A 22,278-nucleotide genomic window follows, 5' to 3' on the forward strand; every position below is an offset into this window, starting at 1 on the left:
TCAAACGTCTGTTTGAAGTGGGTGGGTCACGATTGATCTGTTGAATTGATTTTTGTCTGATTTTCAGCGCTCTCTTCGGGGCTTGAATCGGCGTTTTGGCTCGCTTCGCGGTAAATGTGGTAGCGATTACAGCCGTTGTCTTTGGCGTGTTGCAGAGCGTGTTTGGCCTGTTGTGTCAGTTGGTTGCTGTCAGTGGCGTCGTCTGGGTAGAGACTGATGCCGATGCTGGCGGAAATTTTGAATTCTTGTTCGGCCAGAGTGATGGGAGAGCTAATAACGTCTAGCATTTTATCGGCGCTGCGTTTTACTTCATCTAGCTGCTGCAATTCGGGCAAAATAACGACAAACTCATCACTTGAAATGCGCGCTAAGGTATCTACCTCGCGCAGGCAGGTTTGCAGTCGTTCGGCAATGTTTTGGATCAGCTGATCGCCTGTGGCGTGACCGGCGGCGTTGTTAACCTTTTTGAGGTTATCCAGATCAATGTAGAGCAGCGCGACTTGGTGCTTCTCGCGTTGGGCGTGAGATAAGGAGGTGAGCAGGCGATCATTCAGCAGTGGGTGGCTGGGCAGACCCGTTAGGCCATCGTAATAGCCGAGCTTGTGTAAGCGACGCTGGTGTTCTTGTTGTAAGCTGGTATCGCTGTAAATACTGACGTAGTTGATCAGATAACCGTTGCTGTCGTAGATGGCACTGATCTGTAAAGAAGAAGGGTAGAGCGTGCCATTTTTGTGTTGGTTCCAGATCTCCCCTTGCCACCGGCCGTAGTGATACAAGCTCTCCCACAGTTCTTGATAGAATTTTTGTTCGTGGTGTCCCGAGTAGAGGACATTGACCTGTTCGCCAATGATGTCATTGGGTTCGTAGCCGCTGTTGGCGGTGAAAGCAGAATTAACTGAGGTCACAAAGCCTTCTGGATCGGAGACCAGAATGCCTTCTGAAGTGGTTTCAATCAGTTTGTCTGCCAGCTGCAACTGCTGTTCGGCGTCTTTCTGTTTGCCGATGCTGCTGGTGAAGAGGCAGCAATACTCTTTGTTTTCGTGTTCGAGGTAATTGGCGCTGATTTCAATGGGGAATTCGGTGCCGTTCTTACGTAGATGGGTGGCTTCAAAGGTGGTGTTTTGGTGGTTTTGAATCTGCTCCCAGATGGTTTCCAGCAACTCTTCGGTGATGTTCATTAGCACATCGGGCATCCGCATACTGAGCAGCTCTTCTTGGCTGTAGCCTAAAATTTGGCAGGCGGTTTCATTGACGTAGATGAATTTTGATTCTCTGTCGATCCAGAACATGCCCTCTTTGGCGCTGTTCATGGCGTACTGATTCATCAACAACGCACGTTCGTTTAATTTTTGCTCGGTTAGATCGTCGCTGATGCTGAGAATACCGAGAATATTGCCATGTTCGGAACGAAAAGCGTGTTTGCGACTGCTTAACCAGCGCATCTGGCCATCGCCGCGTTTCAGTGCCGATTCCATTGATTCAATGGCTCGGCCGGAACGATAGACTTCACGATCCAGTTTGTGCAGTTCAGCAGCAATGTCGTTGGGCAGCAGCTCGTAGTCGGTTTTGCCAATGATGTCGTCGATGGGACGACCGAGGAAATCGGCAAAACGTTGGCTGACGGCAACGTAACGAGAGCGGCTGTTCTTAAAGTAGGAGAGGTTGGGGGTGTGTTCTAGCATCACTTGCAGTTCAGGGGAAATATGGAACTTAGCGGCTTTGGACTCTTTTTCGGCGGCTTTTGTTTCCAGTGAGTTGCCTTCGGCTTCGCGGCGCAGAGCAGGCAAGACGCGCAGAATAATAATTACGAGAACGGCAATGGCACTGAAAAAGCCAGTTAATAAGGGCAGCAGCTGAACTTCGGGTTGAGATGTGTTTGCCAGTAGGCGGTAGATGTTCTCTGTGAGTGGGCTGATACTGACAATCGCCAAAGTGAGCAGCAATAAGCGTATTGAACGGCTTTGAGCGGGGAATATCTTCCAGTAGCGTAGATAGGCAAACAGAATAATAGCCCACAGCAGCGCAAGCACTCCATAGGCGTAAGGTATGATGGCTGCCAAACTATTCAAGATTTCCCTCCAAGCGGGGCAATGGTGCATGCCATTGTGTGATCCGCTAAACAGCAGAGCCACGAGGAATCACGGTTCATTATTATGGGCTGAATACGGCTCAATTGGGGCTTCTCTTAAAACGCTGTACGGACGATCTTGATAATAAAGGTTATTTTCCCCAGAATGCTGCCCGATTTAGCCAGCAGATGCAACCGCTATCCTATTTTTGCTTGGCAGATAGTGTGCCGTTGTCAGACGGGTTTTTGGACTTGCTCTTGGTTTTCGATTACTTTTATTCATTATCTAGGCTTACGGCCTCGATAGCCAAATATTAACCCATTTTCAAGGAGTTTAACGATGACAACTTTATTGGTTGCGAGTGTGCCGTTTGATGATCAAAAACCAGGCACCTCTGGATTGCGTAAAAAGGTGTTGAGATTTCAGGCGCCGCACTATCTACATAATTTTGTTCAAGCGATTTTTGATAGTTTAGCTGCTTATCAGGGAAAGACACTGATTCTTGGTGGTGATGGTCGTTTTTACAACCGTGAAGCGGCACAGATTATTTTGAAAATGGCGGCTGCTAACGGTTTTGGGCGAGTATTGGTGGGTCAAAATGGATTGTTATCAACTCCCGCAGTGTCGGCTTTGATTCGTAAACATCACGCGTTTGGCGGCATTATTCTCTCTGCCAGCCACAATCCTGGTGGAGCGGATGGGGATTTTGGCATTAAGTTTAATGCGGCTAACGGCGGGCCAGCTATGGAGTCTTTGACTGAGGCGTTTTTTAGCCGCAGTAAAGTGTTGCAGCAGTATCGTATTGATGACGCGGATGATTTGCCTTTGGAAACTTTGGGCTGTTATCAACTGGCTGACATGGACGTTGAGGTGATTGATCCAGTAGCAGAGTACGCCGACCTGATGCAGCATCTATTTGATTTTGATGCGATTCGTGGTTTATTTAGTGGCGGTTTTCGGATGCGTTTTGATGGTATGCACGCCGTTACAGGGCCTTATGCTGTAGAGATTTTGGAGCGGCGTTTGGGGGCAGAAAAGGGCACTGTGATTCATGGGGAGCCGTTGCTCGATTTTGGTGGCGGCCATCCTGATCCTAATTTAGTACATGCCAAAGAGCTGGTGTCGCTGTTGAATGGTGCGGAGCGGATTGATTTTGGTGCCGCCTCTGATGGTGATGGGGATCGCAATATGATTTTGGGGCGGCATTTTTATGTCACCCCCAGTGACAGTCTGGCGGTGATGGCGGCCAGTGCTCATCTGTTGCCCGGGTATCGGCGCGGTTTGAGTGGGGTGGCGCGCTCCATGCCCACCAGCATGGCAGTGGATCGAGTGGCAAAGGAGCTGGGGATTGAGTGTTACGAAACGCCGACGGGTTGGAAATTTTTTGGCAATTTATTGGATGCGGGCAAAATCAGTCTCTGTGGTGAGGAGAGTTTTGGCACCGGTTCCGATCACATGCGTGAAAAGGATGGCCTCTGGGCGGTGCTGTTTTGGCTCAATATCGTGGCGGTGCGTAAAATGAGTGTGGCGGAAATCGTTAAGTCTCATTGGCAAAAATTTGGGCGTAACTATTACACTCGCCATGATTACGAGGAGTTGGGGTTAGATGTCGCTGCGGGTGTGATGGATCATTTGCGCTCGCAGTTAAGTGCTTTAATGGGTCAAACCTTGGCCTCACGCACGGTGGTCTTGGCGGATGATTTTTCTTACACCGACCCCATCGACGCTTCCGTGAGTGAGGGGCAGGGTATTCGTATTATTTTTGCGGATGGCGCTCGCATTATTTATCGCCTGTCGGGAACCGGTACCGTGGGTGCGACCTTGCGAATCTATCTGGAATCTTTCGAAGGCGATGTTGATCAACATGATTTGGATCCTCAAGCGGCGTTGGCAGATCTGCTTCAGGTTGCTTTGCAGCTGGCCGATATGCTTTCACGTACTGGACGTGAATCTGCGTCGGTGATTACCTGATGCAATAAAGGTTGTGCTGCTGACTTCGATAAAAAAGCCGCCGTTTAGCCTCTGCTAGACGGCGGCTTTTCTGTTTGTTCACTTTGTTGGCATAACAGGCAGTCCGATTTTTTTGCGCGCTTTATGTTGATCAAAATGGAGAATGAGATATGTTGGCCAAGCAAATCATAGGCTTGCGTAAATTACTTGCGGCGCTCTTTATGAGCGTCTTTATCGCGGCTCCTCTGCAGGCATTGCAACCGCCAGATTTGATATTGCCTTTGGCAGTGAATGGTTTGAGTGGTGATCTTTCTGGCTACAGCGTAGCCACCGATGGTACTACTTTGGTGGTGGGTGCGCCTAAAGCCACGGGCGGCAATACGGCGGGTTCTTACGGTGTGCCAGGTTTGGGCGAGGTGCGTCTCTATCAGAAAGTGTTTGGTGTTTGGACGCAGATGGCAACCTTGAGCGCCTCTAATGGCGCTTCGCATGACAGTTTTGGTATCAGCGTGGCTGTGGACGGTGATGTGGTGGTGGTGGGTGCTGAGGGTGTTTCGGTACGTCGTGGATCGGTTTATCTGTTTGTGAAGCCCAATACCGGCTGGCAGGATAAAACGGAAGATTTGGTCTTGGCTCCAAGTATGGCTCTTGGTAGCAATGCTTTTTTTTGGCCACGCGCTGGATATTGATGCCGATACGGTGGTGGTTGGGCAGTGGGATGGCGGTGCTAAAGGCACTTCGGCAGCTTATGTTTATGAAAAACCCATCACCGGTTGGCCTTCAGCCAGTTCGCAAACCGAGAGTGCGATTTTGCAGCCTCTGCTGGTGGACGCTTTGGGGACTTCTGCCCCGCCCAACAGTTTTGGCATCAGTGTCGCCGTAGACGGTTCTACGGTGGTGGTGGGCGGGGGTATGGATCGACGTTTAGGGGTGGCTTATCTGTTCGAGAAACCGGCTCTGGGTTGGGTAGACAGTAATGGCGATGGTGTGTTGAATGGCAGTGATACGGGGGTGGTCAGAACGGCGACGGCGGAGCTTTCTGCATCAACGGTGCTGATTACTGATCTGCTGCCTAAATTTGGTTTTGCTGTTGATATTCAAGGCGATGTGGTGGTGGTGGGCACGCCTGAATACGATGCTGCGGGGGCGGTGGATGCGGGTGCAGCGTTTGTCTTTGTTAAGCCGGTGGGTGGGTGGATCTCGGCTACTGAGAATGCTTTTTTGACTGCGCCGACACCGTCTCCATGGCAAGGTTTTGCCCGCAGTGTAAGTGTTTGGGGGGATCATATTATGGTGGGCAGCTACCGTAATCCTAATTTTGGTTTTACTCCGGTACTGCCACCCGATCCCGTTGTGCCTTGGCCTGATGCGGTGACAGGCTTGATCTCTAAAGGACATTCAGCCACGGAAGAGGCGGGATCGGTTTTTCTATTTACAAAACCCGCTGCCGGTTGGTCAGCGGTTTCTGCTCACAGCACTTGGCAGGCTCCTGTAGCGCAGTTGAATAACTTCTTTGGTTACAGTGTGGCGCTCAATCGCAGCACCTATGTTGCGGGTGCGTGGGGAATGGACATTGATCTGGCTCCGTTGGATTCGCTGCCGGAATTGGATGTAGGCGAAGTGCAGGTGAAACAGACCTCGACAGTGGATCTCTCCATTACAAAAACAGACGGTCTGCTGGGTACGGCTCTGAATATTGGTGATCCATTGATTTACACCATCACGGTGAGTAATAACGATCTGCTGGATGCGGCCAGCGGGGTGGTTATTGAGGATCTGTTGGCAGACGGTTTTACGCTGGTTTCGGCAGTGGCGAGTCAGGGCAGCTGTGATCTTACTGCGCTGCCTAAATTACGTTGTCATCTAGGGGTGATCAATGCCGCGCCTGCCAGTGCTACGGTGACCTTGAACCTGACTACTAATGCCAAAGCCAATGCGGGCGCATCGGCAACAGGCATTCATCTCTCTAATACGGCCAGCGTCAGCAGCAATGAGACCGATGATCTTTTGGCCAACAACAGCGCCACCGATGCCGATACGGTGATCAATGCCTCACCGGTGATTGATCTGGGCGCAACTCCAGCCTCGGTGAATGAAAGTACATTGGGGGTCTCTTTAGATGCTTCGGCAAGCGTGGATCTGGACGGCACGCTGGTCAGTTATGTTTGGAGTCAGCTTGGGGGTGAGGCGGTGACGTTGAGTGATAGTGCCACGTCTGTTGCGGCTTTTGATGCGCCTGCGCTGGTGACGGCTACGGTGAACCCGTTGCTGTTTCAGGTTTTGGTGACGGACAACAACGGCGGTCAATCCACTCTGCCTCACAGTGTGACTTTGTTAGACATCACCCCGCCAGTGCTGAGTTTATTGGGAACCACACCCATTACTCATGAGGCGGCGACCCTTTACAACGATGCGGGTGCCACGGCGAGCGACAGCTTGGACGGTGATCTGAGCGCCAATATCGTGGTTGCTGGGTTGCCCGACACTCTGATACCGAGTGCTTATACCGTTACTTACAATGTTTTGGATGCAGCGGGTAATGCGGCCACACAGATTAGCCGTGCGGTCACGGTGGTGGATGCCACGCCGCCAGTGATCAGCTTGAATACGGGTACGCCGGTGATCTTTGATGTGGGTTCTATTTACGTTGAAGCGGCCACGGCCAGTGACACTCTGGATGGTGATTTGAGCGCCTCAATGCGGGTTGGCGGTGCGGTCAATACGGCGCTGGCAGGGGATTATCCTCTGACTTACGATGTGTTGGATAACGCAGGCAACAGTGCGCTTCAAGTCAGTCGCACCGTGACGGTGGCGGACATCAGTGCGCCGGTGATCAGCTTAAACGGTGGCAATGTCAGCATTGAAGTGGGTTCAATCTACAACGATCTGGGTGCGACAGCGGTTGATAACGTCGATCCCACCCCGACGGTCACAGTGGATAGCCAAGTTAATAGCGCGGTTTTGGGTGTCTACAGTGTGATTTACAGCTCTACGGATGTGGCCAATAACAGCTCTACGGCTACCCGTACGGTCACGGTGGTGGACACCACATTGCCGATCATCACTCGACTGGGCGGTGCGACGGTCACGGCTGAAGCCGGTGAGGTTTATAGCGATATGGGGGCGACGGCCAATGACAATTATGAAGGTGACATCACGGCCAGTATTGTCACGCTCAATCCGGTAAATACCGCCATTCTGGGTGTGTATACGGTCACTTACGACGTTTCAGACAGCTCCAATAATGCCGCGTTGCAGGTGAGTCGAGCGGTGACCGTCAGTGATACGACGCCGCCGCTGATTGCGCTTAATACGGGTGCTGCCATCGAGGTTGATATTGGTTCCAGCTACGTTGAAGCGGCCACAGTAGTGGACTCTTTTGAGGGTGATCTCAGCGCTGCTTTGGTGGTGACGGGAGCGGTGAATACGGCGGTTCCGGCGGTTTACAGCTTGACCTACAACGCTGAGGACGGCTCGGGGAATGTGGCGGCCAGTGTGACTCGTCAGGTGACGGTAAAAGACATTGGCGCGCCGGTCATAACCCTTACGGGAGGAGATACGCTCATCATTGCCTTGGGTTCGATTTATAGCGATGCCGGTGCCACGGCGGTGGACAATGTTGATCCTGTTGTTACGGTATTGACCTTATCCAATAACGTCAATGCCTCTGCTCTGGGCAGTTACCGTGTGGTGTATCAAGCCACGGATGTGGCAGGCAATGTGGCTCAGGCGACCCGCACTGTGTTGGTGACGGATCAAATTGCGCCGACGATTGTGTTGATCGGCGCTAATCCCTTGATTGTCAGTGAGGGCGCTCTGTTTGTTGATCCGGGGGCGACGGTCAGTGACAACGTGGATGCGGATGCCAATATCAACGGTGTTGGTGCGGTGGACACTGCGACGGCGGGCGGTTATTCGCTCAGCTACGATGCTGATGATGCGGCGGGTAACTCTGCTGCAACGGTCACTCGTACGGTGATTGTCAGTGCGTTGCCGGTGGTGAACGGGCTGCCGACGGCACGTGTGATCGCTGGGGTGGTTTACAGCTATCAACTGGACGTTACGGATGCGGAAGGCGATGTGCTCAGTTACACGGCTCAGAATCTGCCCAGTTGGTTGACCTTGAGCGCGAGTGGTCAGTTGAGTGGTACGCCTACTGCGGCAGATGTGGGCAGTCATAAGGGGATCAATATCACGGTCAGTGATGGCCACGGTTCTGTCACTACGGGGTCTTTTGCGATTGAAGTGACGGCAGCATCCAGTGGCGGCAGCGGTGGCGGTGGTTCATTGCCGTTTAGCCTGTTGTTGATTTTGTCTCTGCTGGGTTTGCGTCAACGCCACTGATTTGTTGTTAATCTATTTCCTGCCCCGTTCGGGGTAGGGATTCTTTGTTCCCCCTTGATTTTGACTTCAGCATAACCTTCTGATTTAAATTAGTTTTACTCCTTGTTTGTTGTTTTTGCTGGCCATAGATCGCCTTATTTTTTCACCTGTGTGTTTAAAATAATGAAGGAAGTTTAAATATGATTTGTTGGAAAAATATAAGAAGGCGCTGCTAAAAAGTAGCTTACAGCGTGTAAATTCTTTTATCTGGAAGCGACATGCGTACAAAATTCAAAATGTTGTGATGTCGGTCACATAATTATTTAAATTAATAAAGACAGATGGAGTTGGTGATGATAACTCAGGTGAGAAAAAATGGCTTTGGGCGAAAAAGTTTATTAGCAATGAGTGTGATGGCGGCTTTGGTTGCTGCGCCAGCTTCAGCAACGCTGGTTGATAATCCGCTAACAATCAGCCCAGCAACGTCTTTAACGGTGGGTGGTGTTACTTTGCCGGAAGCCTTTCAGCAAGCGGGTGATCTGACCGGCTTGAGTGTCGCCACGGACGGTGTCACGTTGGTTATTGGTGCGCCACAGATGGCGGGGGCAAATCGTAATTCTTTTGGCGCCAATCTTCTTACGACATCGCCAGTGAATCCAGCTATTTTACAGGCTCCCGGTAAGGCGTATGTGTATCAGCGAGATGTCAATAGCAACTGGATTCAAATTGCCACTTTGGTAGCCAGTACAGGTGCGGATAAAGATGGCTTTGGTGCCAGTGTGGCAGTGGATGGTAATACCATTGTGGTGGGTGCCGATGGAGCAACAAATAAACAAGGTCGAGCCTATATTTTTGAAAAACCCGTTGGAGGTTGGTCGAATACGGCCATTACGACAGAAACGGCAGAATTATTACCCTTGATCGCCGGAGTGGCGCTGTCTGCATCCAATACTTATTTAGGTCATGCGGTAGATATTAAAGGTGGCACTGTGGTCGTGGGACAATGGGGTGGCGTTCCGGCTGCCTATATCTTTGAGCGTCCCATCGCGGGCTGGGCTTCTGCTGTTCCTCTTGCGCAGACAGCAACTTTGCAGCCTTTGATCGGCGCTAATCCTGCTGCGATCCCTCCTGTTCTAGGCACAGTTCCAGAGCAGTTCGGTATGAGTGTGGCTATTGATTCAGATCCGGTTGCGGGTACCGAGACGGTGGTTGTGGGAGGGGATTTGCTAGGAGCTGGGGCGCTTTATTTGTATGAAAAACCAGCGCCAGTTGCAAGTGGGTGGGCTTCTTTAGGGGTTAATGCAGCGCCGACGGCGACTCTGACTTTATCCCCGGCTATTGATCTTTTGGATAATGGTCAAAATGGATCACGTAGTTTTGGTTTTGATGTGGATATTAAAGGCTCTACCGTTGTTGCCAGTGCGACGCGTTTTGATACGACCTCGCTTTTTGGGGTGGTTTCTAAAGATGCGGGGGCCGTATTTGTTTTTGAAAAACCGCTGGCTGGCTGGGTTTCTGGTTTTGAAACAAAAATGCTGACAGCGCCTACTCCAATAGCATTTCAGTCCTTTGGACGCAGTGTGGCAGTGACAAAAGATCGTGTTTTGGTGGGTACCTTTACTAACCCTGCTTTGAGAGCGGATCCCATTGTGGGTGGTTTTGGTTTGGTAGGTGATGCATTGGCGCCAACGGCAGCCAATGCACCGCAGGGGCGAGCTTATATTTTTGACAAACCTTTGGGTGCAAGTTGGGCAACGTATAATCCTGTTTTGACTCCCGCAGCTCCTTGGCAGTCTCCGGTAGGTTCTGTTGATGACATGTTTGGTTACAGTGTCGCGGCGGCCAATACCACTTACGTTGCCGGTGGTTTTGCCTTGGATACGGATCTTCCAGCACAGGGTTCTGCTCCAGGTGCTGTTGCTGATGGCATTGTGGACAACAACGTTGGTTCTGCCGCAGTACTAGAAGCCACTGTGATTTTAAACATCACCAACAGTTTGCCTGCGGGAACAGTGCCTGTTGCTGGTGATCAACTGACCTACACCATCACGGTGGCCAACAACGACCTAATCGACACGGCCACCAACGTGGTGGTGACAGATCAACTGCCAGCAGGATTGACCTTTGTTTCAGCTACGTCTTCTCAAGGAACAGCCTGTATTGATTTGAATACGGGAGTCGCTCCAATTGCGAATACAGCATCAATCAATCTTGAATGTGCTTTAGGTACTTTGGCTCCCAACAGTCAAGCCACCATTACGGTTGTGGCCGATGTCACTGATCCCGTGGCGATTGATCATTCAGCCAGTGTGATTGCCAGTGAAAGTCTTAACAACGCCTCTGTTACCAGTAGTTCGGTTAATGTTGCACCCACCGCCGATGCGGGCCTTGCACAGACGGTCAATGAGGGTGATCTGGTGACTTTGAGTGGTGTGGGTACAGATACGGCACCAGGTACGATTGCTTCGTATGCTTGGATGCAAGTTTCAGGGGATACGGTTGCGTTGACAGGAGCAAACACCGCCACCGCCACCTTTACTGCGCCGACATTGACGGCAAGCAGTGTTTTGCCATTACGTTTTAAGCTAACGGTGACAGACAGCGGTGGCGTAGCGGCGACAGCGTTGACCGCCACGGCGATGGTGGATGTAACGGTCAATGATGTCACTGTCCCAGTGGTCACTGCACCTCTGCCCATCATCGTTGAGGCAACCGGTACTAATACCAGTGTGAGTTCAGCGGCTCTTGGCACCGCCAGCGCTACAGATGCCTCTTCGTTCACTATCAGTAATGACGCTCCGGCGACTTTCCCTGTCGGCGATACCACAGTGATCTGGACGGCCACCGATGCCAATGGCAACAGCAGCACAGCAACACAGCTGGTGACCGTGGAAGACACCATCTTGCCCACCATTACCGCTCCGGTTGATGTCACCGTAGAAGCCGTCGGTAGCAGCACCACGGTTGTTTTAGGTTCACCTATCACGTCCGATGCCTTTGCCGTAACAACGATTGACGATGCCCCAGCCACCTTCCCGCTGGGTTCCACCACGGTGACGTGGACGGCCACGGATGCCAACGGCAACAGCAGCAGCGCCACTCAGATTGTGACGGTGAATGACAGCCAAGCGCCGAGTTTAGTCGCACCGGCCAATATGATCGTTGAAGCCACAGGGGTGGCAACCACCGTTGTTTTGAGCCAGCCGAGCAGCAGTGATCTGTTCGCAGTGACGGTCAGCAGTGATGCACCGGCCACCTTCCCAGTAGGTGATACCACGGTGACGTGGACGGCAACCGATGCCAATAGCAACAGCAGTACGGTGGTTCAAACCGTTACGGTGAAAGACAGCCTTGCACCCACCTTGACCTTGGTGGGTGGCAGTACCTTGATTGCCGTTGGGGGTACGTTTAGCGCACCGTCAGCTACGGCAACGGATGTGGTCTCTGGCAGTGTGGCGGTCAGCGATGATCGTGCCACGGCTCTGAACACCGCCGTTGCTGGAGCTTATAACATCACCTTTAGCGCAACGGATGCCGCTGGAAACACCGCGACAAAAGTACACACGGTGGTGGTGAACGCTCTGCCGGTGATCAACGGAGTGCCGACGGCAACGGTGGTGGCAGGGCAGAGCTACAGCTACGCCCTTGATGCTACGGATGCCAATGGGGATGCCTTGACCTACAGTGTGTTGAATGCGCCAGCGTGGTTAACGCTCAGCGCCAGCGGTGTTCTGAATGGTTCTCCAACGGCGGCAGATGTGGGTAGCCATGAAAACATCACCATTACGGTCAGTGATGGCAACGGTTCGGTCAGTGTTGGGCCGTTTACTGTTGAGGTGACGGCTGTTCCAGCTGCGAGCACAGGTGGTGGCGGTGGTGGTTCATTGCCTCTGGCTCTGCTGGCTGCTCTGTCACTGCTGGGACTGCGCCGACGCACCAACAAATAAATTAGAGTTTCTCTCCTTTGACCCCTGCTTAGTCAGGGGTTTTTTTATGCCCTGATTTCCATTGGTCTCTGTTTTTCTGACGTTGATTTTAAAGGGTTTGTTTTTATTCTTAGGCTGTGGGTTGGGGCTGATGTGCGGTTGAGTATCGCTTGTTTCAAAATGACAGAATAGTCTTAACGATTTTAAGAAATAGATTTTTGGAAAAATATCAGAGTCGGCTGTTAAAACTAACTTACGGCATTGGATCAGCCTCCTGTTTTTACAAAAACGATAATAGAAAAAACGGTTTCAGTGCAGAAAATGCTGACCTAAATTTAGATGAACACATGGAGAACGTGATGATAGCGAAATTAAAAAAAGGCCTTCACTTAAGGCATGGTTTATTGGTGACAGGAGCGGTGGCTTTGCTGGCCGTTGCTTCGGTACACGCGACGTTAACGGACGTTGCTTTATCTTCTGTGCCCGCGGCTTCTTTGTTACCAGGTCTTGCTCAGCAAGCAGGTGATTTGACCGGCCTGAGTGTTGCCACGGATGGCAATACGATGGTAGTGGGTGTGCCGCAAGTAGCGGGTAAAAATTTGGCGACGGCGGGGGTTAATATGTCACTGCCCGTGCCTTTAGTACCTGTGGTCGCTCCTGGTAAAGCGTACGTTTATGAACGTGTGAATGGTGCTTGGACACAGGTGGCCACTTTGGCAGCCAGTGTTGGAGCAGATAAAGACGGTTTTGGGGTCAGCGTGGCGGTTGATGGTAATACGATTGTCATTGGTGCTGATGCAAAAGCCAATAAAAATGGTGCGGTGTATGTTTTTGAAAAGCCGGTTGGTGGCTGGTCAAATGTCGGCGTGACCAATGAAGTCGCACAGCTTGTTCCAACAACCCCGCTTGGAGTATCTCTGTTTGGTCACTCGGTTGCCATCCAAGGTGGTACGGTGGTGGTGGGTAAATGGGGGTCTCCAGGGAATTTTTCTACAGCGGCAACCTCTGCTGCGTATATTTTTGAGAAACCCGTTGCGGGTTGGGCAAGTGTGGTTCCACATAATGAAGTGGCTGTTTTGCAGCCTTTGGTGGTTCCAAAGATCATCGCTCCAGCAGTCATTGCGGTTAATACTCCACCGCCCTACTTTGGAATGAGCGTTGCCATTGATGGCAATATGATTGCCGTCAATGGTGATTTGGCGGATAAAAACAACGCGGCGGTTTATGTGTTTGATAAGCCAGCGACAGCGGGTGGTTGGGCTGATTTAGCCGTTAATGCTAACCCCAGCGCAGAGTTGACTTTTTCAGCATTGGCTTTGGCGGTTGATAATGGTGCCAGTGGTTCACAGCGTCTCGGCTTTGATGTGGAGATCAATGGTAATACCATTGTGGCCAGTGCGATTCATTTTGATAATGGTGCCGCTCTTGATTCTGGAGCGGTATTTGTCTACGAAAAACCGGCTGCCGGTTGGCCTGTTCCTGTACTTCCTGCGTTGTTTCCAACGGTGGTGGAGTCTGCGATGTTAACGTCGCCTACGCCTGTTTTAGGTGGGAGTTTTGGTCGCAGTGTGGCGGTGACATCGGAACGTATTTTGGTGGGTAGCTTTAATAACTCCTTGGGTGCTGATCCTGGTGTTGGCTTTGCGGTGACGAGTGTCTTAGCAGCATCGGCCATTGGTACGGCTTATATTTTTGATAAACCTACTGGAATCAATTCCAGCTGGGCAACTTACAGCAGTCTCACAAATCCTGCCCAAACTTGGCAATCACCTGCGGGTGTTTTGGATGACATGTTTGGCTACAGCGTGGCGGCAGCCAAGACCACCTACATTGCCGGTGCTTGGGGTTTGGATACGGATCTTGCGCCAGCGGATCTGGTGCTTGATATGGATGTTGGTTCTGCGGCGGTCAAAGAGACCACAGTTGATCTGGTCATCACCAATACTCTGCCCGCTGGTACGGTGCCGATAAATGCCAGTCAGCTAACTTACACCATTACGGTTGCCAATAACGACCCTGTGGACACAGCCACCAATGTGGTGGTTGCTGATCAGATGCCTGCGGGTTTGAGTTTTGTCTCTGCAACACCGAGTCAAGGGACGGCCTGTATTGATCTCAATGCCGGTGCTCCAGTAACGGTGCCACCGACTTATCCTTTGATTCAGTGTGCTTTGGGCAGCTTGTTGCCGAATACCTCGGCTTCCATTGCGGTGGTGGCTAACGTCACCGATCCAGCTTTGATTGATCACACCGCCAGTGTGACGGCATCGGAATCGGTGGTGAACTCGGCCACCACCAATAATGCCGCCAATGTTGCTCCAATCGCCGATGCTGGTCTTCCTCAGACGGTTGATGAAGGTGCAGTGGTCACTTTGAGTGGTGTGGGTACAGACACGGCTCTAGGTACGATTGCCTCCCATGCTTGGACTCAGCTTACGGGTGATACGGTGGTCTTGACTGGAGCGAATACCGACAGTGCCACATTTACCGCGCCGATTTTGAGCGCCAGCAGCGTTGTACCCATGAGTTTCCAATTGACGGTGACCGATGACGGCGGGGCTTCTGCAACGGCGACTGTAGATATTTCTGTTACCGATATCAGTGCGCCGTTGATCACCGCTCCATTGGGTATTAGCGTTGAAGCAACAGGTACAAACACCACGGTGACCGCCGCCGTGCTTGGCAGTGCCACAGCGACAGATGCGTCGGCGGTGACCGTCAGCAGTGATGCAGCGGCAACCTTCCCTATTGGCAATACCACCGTGAACTGGACGGCTACGGATGCCAATGGTCTGAACAGCAGTGCCACTCAAGTGGTGATCGTAGCGGACAGCACGGCTCCAACCATCACTGCTCCAGCAGCGGTGACGGTTGAGGCGGTTGGTGTTACGACAGCGGTGACGCTGGGGACACCCGTAACCTCAGACTTGTTTGCCGTAACGGTCAGCAGCGATGCTCCGGCCAGATTCCCTGTGGGTGACACCACGGTGACGTGGACGGCCACCGATGCCAATGGTAACAGCAGCACGGCAACACAAATTGTGACGGTGCAAGACACCACCTTGCCTACCATCACCGCTCCGGCGGATGTGACTGAGGAAGCGACCGGAGTTACCACCTCGGTTGTGCTGAGTCAGCCGACGACCATTGATTTGTTCGCTGTTACGTTGAGTAACAATGCACCCGCCGCTTTCCCAATGGGTGATACCACTGTTATTTGGACAGCGACCGATGCCAATGGCTTGAGCAGTACGGTGTCTCAAACGGTCACGGTGCAAGACAGCATTGCGCCTACTCTGACCTTGATCGGTGGCGATAGCTTGATTGCCGTTGGTGGCACGTTTAGCGCACCGTCAGCAACAGCAACGGATCTGGTTTCTGGCAGTGTTGTCGTCAGCGATGATCGTGCCACGGCTCTGAACACCGCCGTTGGCGGATCTTATGACATCACCTTTAGCGCAACCGATGCCGCTGGCAATACAGCGACAAAAGTACACACGGTGGTGGTGAACGCTCTGCCGGTGATCAACGGAGTGCCGACGGCAACGGTGGTGGCAGGGCAGAGCTACAGCTACGCCCTTGATGCTACGGATGCCAATGGGGATGCCTTGACCTACAGTGTGTTGAATGCGCCAGCGTGGTTAACGCTCAGCGCCAGCGGTGTTCTGAATGGTTCTCCAACGGCGGCAGATGTGGGTAGCCATGAAAACATCACCATTACGGTCAGTGATGGCAACGGTTCGGTCAGTGTTGGGCCGTTTACTGTTGAGGTGACGGCTGTTCCAGCTGCGAGCACAGGTGGTGGCGGTGGTGGTTCATTGCCTCTGGCTCTGTTGGCTGCTCTGTCACTGCTGGGACTGCGCCGACGCACCAACAAATAAATTAGAGTTTCTCTCCTTTAGCCCTCACTTAGATGAGGGCTTTTTTTATGCCGGTAAAAAAGTTTCAGAGCGGAATTTAAATGCTATGGTGAAAAGCCCATGTGATAAACAACGATTGAGGAGCTGTTATGTCGATTCGCCCTTTTGCTGGAATAGAGCCCACCATTGCAGCCAGCGCTTATATTGATGCGGATGCGGTGGTGATTGGTGATGTCCACATCGGTGAGCAGAGTTCGGTTTGGCCGACGGTGGTGATTCGCGGTGATGTGGAAAAAATTCGCATCGGTGCACACAGCAACATTCAAGACGGCTCGGTGCTGCACGTCAGTCACGACAGCGAATACGCACCAGGTGGAAAATCCTTGCTGATCGGTGACGGTGTGACCGTGGGGCATAAGGTAATTTTGCACGGCTGCACGGTGCAAGATTATGTCTTGGTCGGCATGGGGGCGATTGTCTTGGATGGTGCTGTTTTAGAGTCTGGAGTGATGTTGGGGGCGGGCAGTTTGGTCTCTCCTGGCAAGGTATTGGAAGGCGGTTATTTGTGGTTGGGTTCACCGGCCAAACGGGTACGTCCTTTGAGCGATAAAGAACGCCGCTTTTTGCGTTACTCGGCAGAGCATTATCAACGTCTTAAAGATCGTTATTGATCTGGGGCACGATGCTTGAGGTGAATGTATTGGGTTGTTGAAGGAGTATTTTATGTTTGATGATCATGAAGGCGGTTATGAGGCGCGAACTTCGGAACTGGAAGGGGTTAAGGTTGGCAGCCTTTTTTATCTGATGGGGGCCTCGGGGGTGGGTAAGGATGCGCTGATGGCCGCCGCTCGACAGCGTTTGCAATTTGATGATTCGGTGTTGTTTGCCCATCGTTACATCACCCGTCCGGCTGCTCCAGAGGCGGAAAATCACATTGTATTGAGCGAGCAGGAGTGGCGCACTCGGCAGCGTTTGGGGTTGTTTTCGCTCTCTTGGCAAAGTCACGGTTTCCGTTATGGCATCGGTATTGAGATTGACCACTGGTTGCAGTTGGGGCTGAATGTGGTGATTAACGGCTCGCGTGAATATTTGGCCGAGGCGAGCAGGCAGTATGATCTGCGCCCCATTTTGGTATCCGCTTCTGCATCAACCTTGCGCCAGCGTCTGTTAAATCGAGGCCGAGAGGGGGGAGAGTCTATCGAATTGCGATTGCAACGGGCGCAGCAGTACGATCAGCTCATTCACCCTAAGTTGATGACGTTGCATAACGATGCGGAGTTGGAAACAGCGGTCGAACAGCTGCTTTTGCTGTTGACCGATTCGGTTTGAAGTTGAAAAAAAGAGGGTTTAGAGTTGGGTGCGTAAGGCTGCGATGCGCTCTTCTAAAGGCGGATGGCTGGAGAAGAAGCGCGAAAAACCGCCGCCACTGGCGATACCAAACGCCGCCAACTGACCGTCCAGTTGTGAGGGTTGGTTGTTTTTCAGCCGTTCCAGAGCAGCGATCATCTTTTGTGGAGAACTTAAACGTGCTGCACCTGCATCGGCGCTGTATTCGCGTTTGCGTGAAAACCAGGCAACAATGGTGCTGGCAAAAAAATCCCAGTATCAGTTCCAGAACAAACACCACCGCCATATAGGCAAAGAAACCCAAGCCTTCGCCTTCTTCATCATTGCTGGAAAGGGCTGAGTCAATGGCGCTGGCGATCAAGCGGGCAACAAAAATAACGAAGGTGTTGATGATGCCTTGGATCAGCGCCAAGGTGATCATGTCGCCATTGGCAATGTGACTGACTTCATGCGCCAGTACCGCTTCCGCTTCGTCTTGGCTCATGTCGTTCAAGAGGCCAGTGCTGACTGCGACCAAGGAGCTGTTCTTTTTCATGCCGGTGGCAAAGGCGTTGATTTCGGGAGAGTCGTAAATGGCCACTTCGGGCATTCCAATTCCAGCTTGGGTGGCTTGGCGTTGTACTGTTTCCAGCAACCAGCGCTCGGTGTGGTTGCTGGGGTGTTCGATCACCTGCGCGCCAGTGGAGCGTTTGGCCATCCATTTAGAGAGTGCCAGCGAGATAAACGAACCGCCCATGCCAAAAGCAAAGGCGATAAACAACATGCCGCCGATGCTGTTGGACTTGATTCCGAACAGGCTCATTACAATGCCGAGCAGCAGTACAATGGCCAGATTGGTGGCTAAAAAGAGCACGATGCGTTTCATAAGTTTTCTGTTTTCCTGGGCTGCATAAATACGTCCCCATAAGATGGGGGCGGTGGGCTAAAGTTCAAGCCAGCAGCGTGTTTAGAGGGTTGGTTTTGTCTCGTTATCGCACTGGGTCGGGCAATTAATGCTATAAACGCCGCTGAATTTTTGCTAAATTCGCAACCGTAATTCGATGTCTTTGGGGTATTAATTCATGGTCAAGTTAATGTGGCCGCTTGTGTTGATTGGCACTGCTCTGTTGTCGGCTCCTGCCGTGGCAGAGTTTGAGTTGCAACAATTGGTGCAGTTTCACACTGAACGCCAAACCATGGACGGTTACGTTTACGCAACAAAACACCTGAAAGAGATGGAAGGTGATCCAGAATTTGATTATTATTATGCTATGCTGTCCATTGATTCTGGCAACAGCGGTCAGGGTGTGTTTGCGCTGGAACGGGTTTTGGCCTTGCAGCCGAATAATCGCGCGGCTCGCTTGGAGTTGGCGCGTGGTTATTTTGCACTGGAAGAGTACGATCGGGCTCGACACGAGTTTAAACAGGTGTTGAAAAGCCGCCCGCCCTCTCAGGTTAAGGCAAAAATTGAACGCTATATGGACGCCATTCGCCTTAAGTCGGGACGTTATCGCACCACCTCGCAAGGTTTTATTGAACTGGGGGCAGGTTATGATTCGAATCTTAATGCAGCACCCAGTGATGAGCGGATTAGCTTAGGGGCATTGGATGTGCGCTTGAATGCAAACAGTGTGAAGCGAGAAGATGGCTACGCTGTTTTGTCGGGGCTGTATCGTTTCAATCGTCCTCTCACTCAAGGACGCTCCTTTTTTGTGTCTGGTGCGCTTGATTATCGAGGTTATGCCAAGGAGCAAACCTTCGATAATGGTACGGTGCAGTTGAATGGCGGTATGGTTTTTATAGAAAAACAAGATCGTTATCAATGGAGTGGCCAGTTAAGCCAATATCTGTTGGATGGTGAGGCGTTTCGTAATACAGCGGCGTTAAATGGTCAGTGGCGTCGTCGTTTGGACCAGCAGCGCCAACTCTCCTCTTTTGCTCAATTGAGTAAATTGGATTACCCCGTGGATTCGGTGCGTAACTCAAGCGGTGTGCTTTGGGGGTTGGGGTTAACGGAGAATTTCGTATCTGCTTTGTCACCGGTGTTGTTTGTGAATGGCTATTTGGGCTTGGAGAAGCCCGATGAGTCTACCTTGGAAGCGCAAGCAACTGCGGAGCGGGATTATTTTGGTTTAAAGGCGGGGGCGCAGTTTACTCTGACGCCAAAATCGACCCTCTCCAGTAGTCTCTCTTATCAGCGCAGCCAATTTGGTGCGCACCTTGACTTGACCGATGATAAAAAAAATCGCGAAGACGATTACATCAATGTGAGTGCCGATTGGGCGTGGTTGTTTGCTAAGGAATGGAGTCTTCGTGGCCGAGCGAGCTATTTGGTGAATGACTCCAATTCGGCTTTAGGCCGATACGATCGTCTTTATGGCGATCTTCGTCTGCGCTATGAGATAAATTAGTATTAGAAAAGAATGTTATCTTCGTCACGGTTGTGGTTAAGGCGATGCGTTATCTTTTTTCTGTTCGCTCGAAGGATGGAGCTTTGACAGTTAGGAGATAACTTCACCTTAAGAAGGTGCTGATACTGTTTTCAGGAATGAACTAACTAGGTTGAGGATAAGCCATGCGTACAACAAGTAAAAACCTATGGCTCGCCGCCGTGATTGCAGCAGTGATGTTGCCGACATCGTGGTTGATAACGCCGGTTGCGGCAGCAAATTTGGCGGATAACGCTCGTTCAACGGGTTATTGGCAGGTAAAACGGGGCGATACACTCTACTCCATTGCTCGCCAACTTTATCCAAATAAGGGCAAACAGCAGGCTCGTTTACGCAAGGCGTTGGTTCGTTTGAACGAAAATGCATTTCCTTCTGGAAAAGCGGACAGTTTATCGGCAGGTGCTCGCCTTAAGTTGCCGCGTTACACCCTCAAGGGTGATAAACCGTTGCTAAGAGCGAAACAAACGTCCGCCTCTTTAAATCAATCGGCTGACGGTGGTTGGAAAGTCAAACGTGGCCAGTCGCTGAGCATCATCGCGCGCCGTTTGGCTCCTGGTAACAAACGTCTTCAAGAAAATTTGGTTGCTGATCTGCTGCGCCTTAATCCCAGTGCTTTTGCGGGCGGCAAGGTGCGTGGTTTGAGGGTTGGAGCGCTATTAACTCTGCCGTCTTACTTAACCGAGAAGAGTGTTACGAAACCGATGCGTCAAGTGGTTTCCACGGAAACCTTAGGTCAGCCCGTTGTAACCTTACCTAAAAAGCAGTCCGCTAAACCGATGCCCGTGGTGGCCAAGGTGAGTTTGCCCTTGGCCAACTCGGTTGGTCGTGTGTTGATGACCACCTCTGTTTTGCAGGCGCGTCGGGATGCCGGTGCGCTGCGTTCATTGAACCGTAACAGCCGAGTTTATGTTGGGGATACCTTGATCACTGGTTCTGCTGGCACCACTCAGTTACGCATGAAAGACGGTGCTTTATTGGCTTTGCGCCCTTCAACGGAGTTTAAAATCGAGGAGTACCGTTACGAAGGCAGTGAAAACGGACGTGAGCGGAGTTTCTTCCGCCTCTTGCGCGGGGGATTTCGCACCATTACTGGCGCGGTGGGGCACCTGAACAAATCTAATTATCGGGTTGCAACTCGGGTGGCGACCATCGGCATTCGGGGTACTCATTACGGTTTGCAGCTTTGTGATTCCGGTTGTGGTGCAGGTAAAAGCGGACTTTATGGCGGTGTTGTGGATGGCAGCATTGTGGTGAGCAACGATGCGGGGGAGAAAGTGTTCAACAATGATGAATATTTTCATGTTGCTACCGCGGCCTCCCAGGCTCGGCCTTTGTTAGCTCCTCCTGGGGTGGTGTTCGATGCGGATATGCCCGCGAGCGGTGGTGATGATTCTGAGGGTGTTGAGGGCATCATGGCGAGTTTGAGCAACATGCATCCTGATGCGGATCAACTTTCTGTCAGCATGTTGTCAACTATCACGACAACGGTTTCTGAACAGCCTAATGCCGTAGGTAAACAGGCCAATCCAGAAGAACAGTTTAATTCTGTGGGTGTGGTGGGTGGACGGGGCAGTGCACCCGTTGCCGGTTCAGTTGCGTTGGCCGCTTGGTCGTCAGAATCCGCTTCCGGTCAGTTTTCTGGCAACAGCTCGGGGGTGCAAGCAGGTGAAGCAAACGGTGCTTTTTCAGTTGAGCAGCAGCGTACTGACATTGCTTCAGGTCAACGGGTGGATAATGCCGTTTCAGCGTTGGGGCGGCAAGAGAACCGAGTTGCGTTTTTAGCAGGCAATGCTCTGTTAAGAGACACCGGTTTGGTGCAGGTTGCGGGAGTGGATGTGGGTTGGGGGCGTTGGCAAGGCGATTGGCGAGCGTTCTCTAACGATGTTGAACAGAGCAATGGTTCCAGTGTGCATTATGTTTATGGCTCTCAAGTGACCACTGCTGATCAGTTACGTGCGTTGAGTGGTACGGTTAATTACACCACGATTGTGGGTGGAACCTTGTCTACTGCACATAGCCCCAGTGTCAATACGGGGCAATTGACCTCTGTTGAGGTAGAGGTTGATTTTGGTGCTATGCAGATTGATAAATATGAAATCAGCGCGGATTTTATGGACAGTACTGAAACCTTGAGTGCGCAGAGCATTGCGCCGACGTCGTTGAGCAGCGCAGCTCAGGGTGGCCTTGTTTTAGATGGTAATTATATTACGGCGACTTCTGTTACTCAGCCCTTGAGCGGCAGTGCCAGTGTGAACTTTGTCGGTGCGCAGGCACAAGGCCTGTTGAGCAGTTACGCTTTGGCGGGTGAAGATAATGCGTACAGTGGGACTTTTGTTGCTACTGCGCCTTAAAAACAGGTGACGGTGATTGATAA

General features: G+C 51.7%; 10 protein-coding genes and 1 pseudogene. 9 read left to right on the forward strand and 2 right to left on the reverse strand.

Features of this window, described 5'->3' with window-relative positions; translation table 11 throughout:
• Positions 1-26: 26 nt before the first annotated feature.
• Positions 27-2,069: a PAS domain S-box protein gene (locus tag Q9O24_05935; protein ID MDQ7074689.1), complete on the reverse strand. Its 2,043-nt coding sequence runs from the start codon at positions 2,067-2,069 to the stop codon at positions 27-29.
• Between the two features lie 339 nt (positions 2,070-2,408).
• Between Q9O24_05935 and Q9O24_05940 the strand changes: the two genes are divergently transcribed.
• The 7 genes from Q9O24_05940 (at position 2,409) to phnN (ending at position 17,457) form a co-directional block, all read left to right on the forward strand.
• Entirely contained in the window at positions 2,409-4,040 is a 1,632-nt protein-coding gene (locus Q9O24_05940; protein ID MDQ7074690.1) for an alpha-D-glucose phosphate-specific phosphoglucomutase, read from the forward strand.
• A gap of 149 nt (positions 4,041-4,189) precedes the next feature.
• Positions 4,190-4,708, forward strand: a complete 519-nt coding sequence (locus Q9O24_05945; protein MDQ7074691.1) for a hypothetical protein — start codon at positions 4,190-4,192, stop codon at positions 4,706-4,708.
• The gene (locus Q9O24_05950) at positions 4,677-8,363 is read left to right on the forward strand and encodes a DUF5011 domain-containing protein (GenBank protein ID MDQ7074692.1); all 3,687 of its coding nucleotides are present in this window, start codon (positions 4,677-4,679) and stop codon (positions 8,361-8,363) included. The genes Q9O24_05945 and Q9O24_05950 overlap by 32 nt, the downstream gene beginning before the upstream one ends.
• A 332-nt stretch (positions 8,364-8,695) precedes the next feature.
• A complete protein-coding gene (locus Q9O24_05955; protein ID MDQ7074693.1) occupies positions 8,696-12,289 on the forward strand; it encodes an HYR domain-containing protein in 3,594 nt (1,197 codons plus the stop codon).
• Positions 12,290-12,627: 338 nt separating this feature from the next.
• On the forward strand, positions 12,628-16,149 hold the full coding sequence (locus Q9O24_05960) for an HYR domain-containing protein (GenBank protein ID MDQ7074694.1): 3,522 nt from the start codon (positions 12,628-12,630) through the stop codon (positions 16,147-16,149).
• A 128-nt stretch (positions 16,150-16,277) separates the two neighbouring features.
• A complete protein-coding gene (locus tag Q9O24_05965) occupies positions 16,278-16,799 on the forward strand; it encodes a gamma carbonic anhydrase family protein (protein MDQ7074695.1) in 522 nt (173 codons plus the stop codon).
• Positions 16,800-16,851: 52 nt separating this feature from the next.
• A complete protein-coding gene (gene phnN, locus Q9O24_05970) occupies positions 16,852-17,457 on the forward strand; it encodes a ribose 1,5-bisphosphokinase (GenBank protein ID MDQ7074696.1) in 606 nt (201 codons plus the stop codon).
• 18 nt (positions 17,458-17,475) lie between these two features.
• Here the strand turns inward: phnN and htpX are convergent.
• Positions 17,476-18,340, reverse strand: a pseudogene (gene htpX / locus Q9O24_05975) (protease HtpX).
• 220 nt (positions 18,341-18,560) lie between these two features.
• On the opposite strand from htpX, the gene Q9O24_05980 reads away from it, so the two are divergent.
• Positions 18,561-19,865, forward strand: coding sequence for a tetratricopeptide repeat protein (locus Q9O24_05980; protein ID MDQ7074697.1), 1,305 nt, complete (start codon positions 18,561-18,563; stop codon positions 19,863-19,865).
• A 164-nt stretch (positions 19,866-20,029) separates the two neighbouring features.
• Positions 20,030-22,255 (forward strand): FecR domain-containing protein, encoded by a 2,226-nt coding sequence (locus Q9O24_05985; protein ID MDQ7074698.1) that lies wholly within the window; start codon positions 20,030-20,032, stop codon positions 22,253-22,255.
• The last annotated feature ends 23 nt before the right edge of the window (positions 22,256-22,278 follow it).

It is taken from the genome of Gammaproteobacteria bacterium, assembly GCA_030949385.1.
In the GTDB taxonomy this organism is placed as follows: domain Bacteria; phylum Pseudomonadota; class Gammaproteobacteria; order JAUZRS01; family JAUZRS01; genus JAUZRS01.

Coding starts and splice junctions, on each gene's coding strand:
- Q9O24_05940 (MDQ7074690.1), top strand. CDS start 2,409: ATGACAACTTTATTGGTTGCGAGTGTGCCGTTTGATGATCAAAAACCA.
- Q9O24_05960 (MDQ7074694.1), top strand. CDS start 12,628: ATGATAGCGAAATTAAAAAAAGGCCTTCACTTAAGGCATGGTTTATTG.
- phnN (MDQ7074696.1), top strand. CDS start 16,852: ATGTTTGATGATCATGAAGGCGGTTATGAGGCGCGAACTTCGGAACTG.
- Q9O24_05950 (MDQ7074692.1), top strand. CDS start 4,677: ATGCTTTTTTTTGGCCACGCGCTGGATATTGATGCCGATACGGTGGTG.
- Q9O24_05985 (MDQ7074698.1), top strand. CDS start 20,030: ATGCGTACAACAAGTAAAAACCTATGGCTCGCCGCCGTGATTGCAGCA.
- Q9O24_05945 (MDQ7074691.1), top strand. CDS start 4,190: ATGTTGGCCAAGCAAATCATAGGCTTGCGTAAATTACTTGCGGCGCTC.
- Q9O24_05955 (MDQ7074693.1), top strand. CDS start 8,696: ATGATAACTCAGGTGAGAAAAAATGGCTTTGGGCGAAAAAGTTTATTA.
- Q9O24_05965 (MDQ7074695.1), top strand. CDS start 16,278: ATGTCGATTCGCCCTTTTGCTGGAATAGAGCCCACCATTGCAGCCAGC.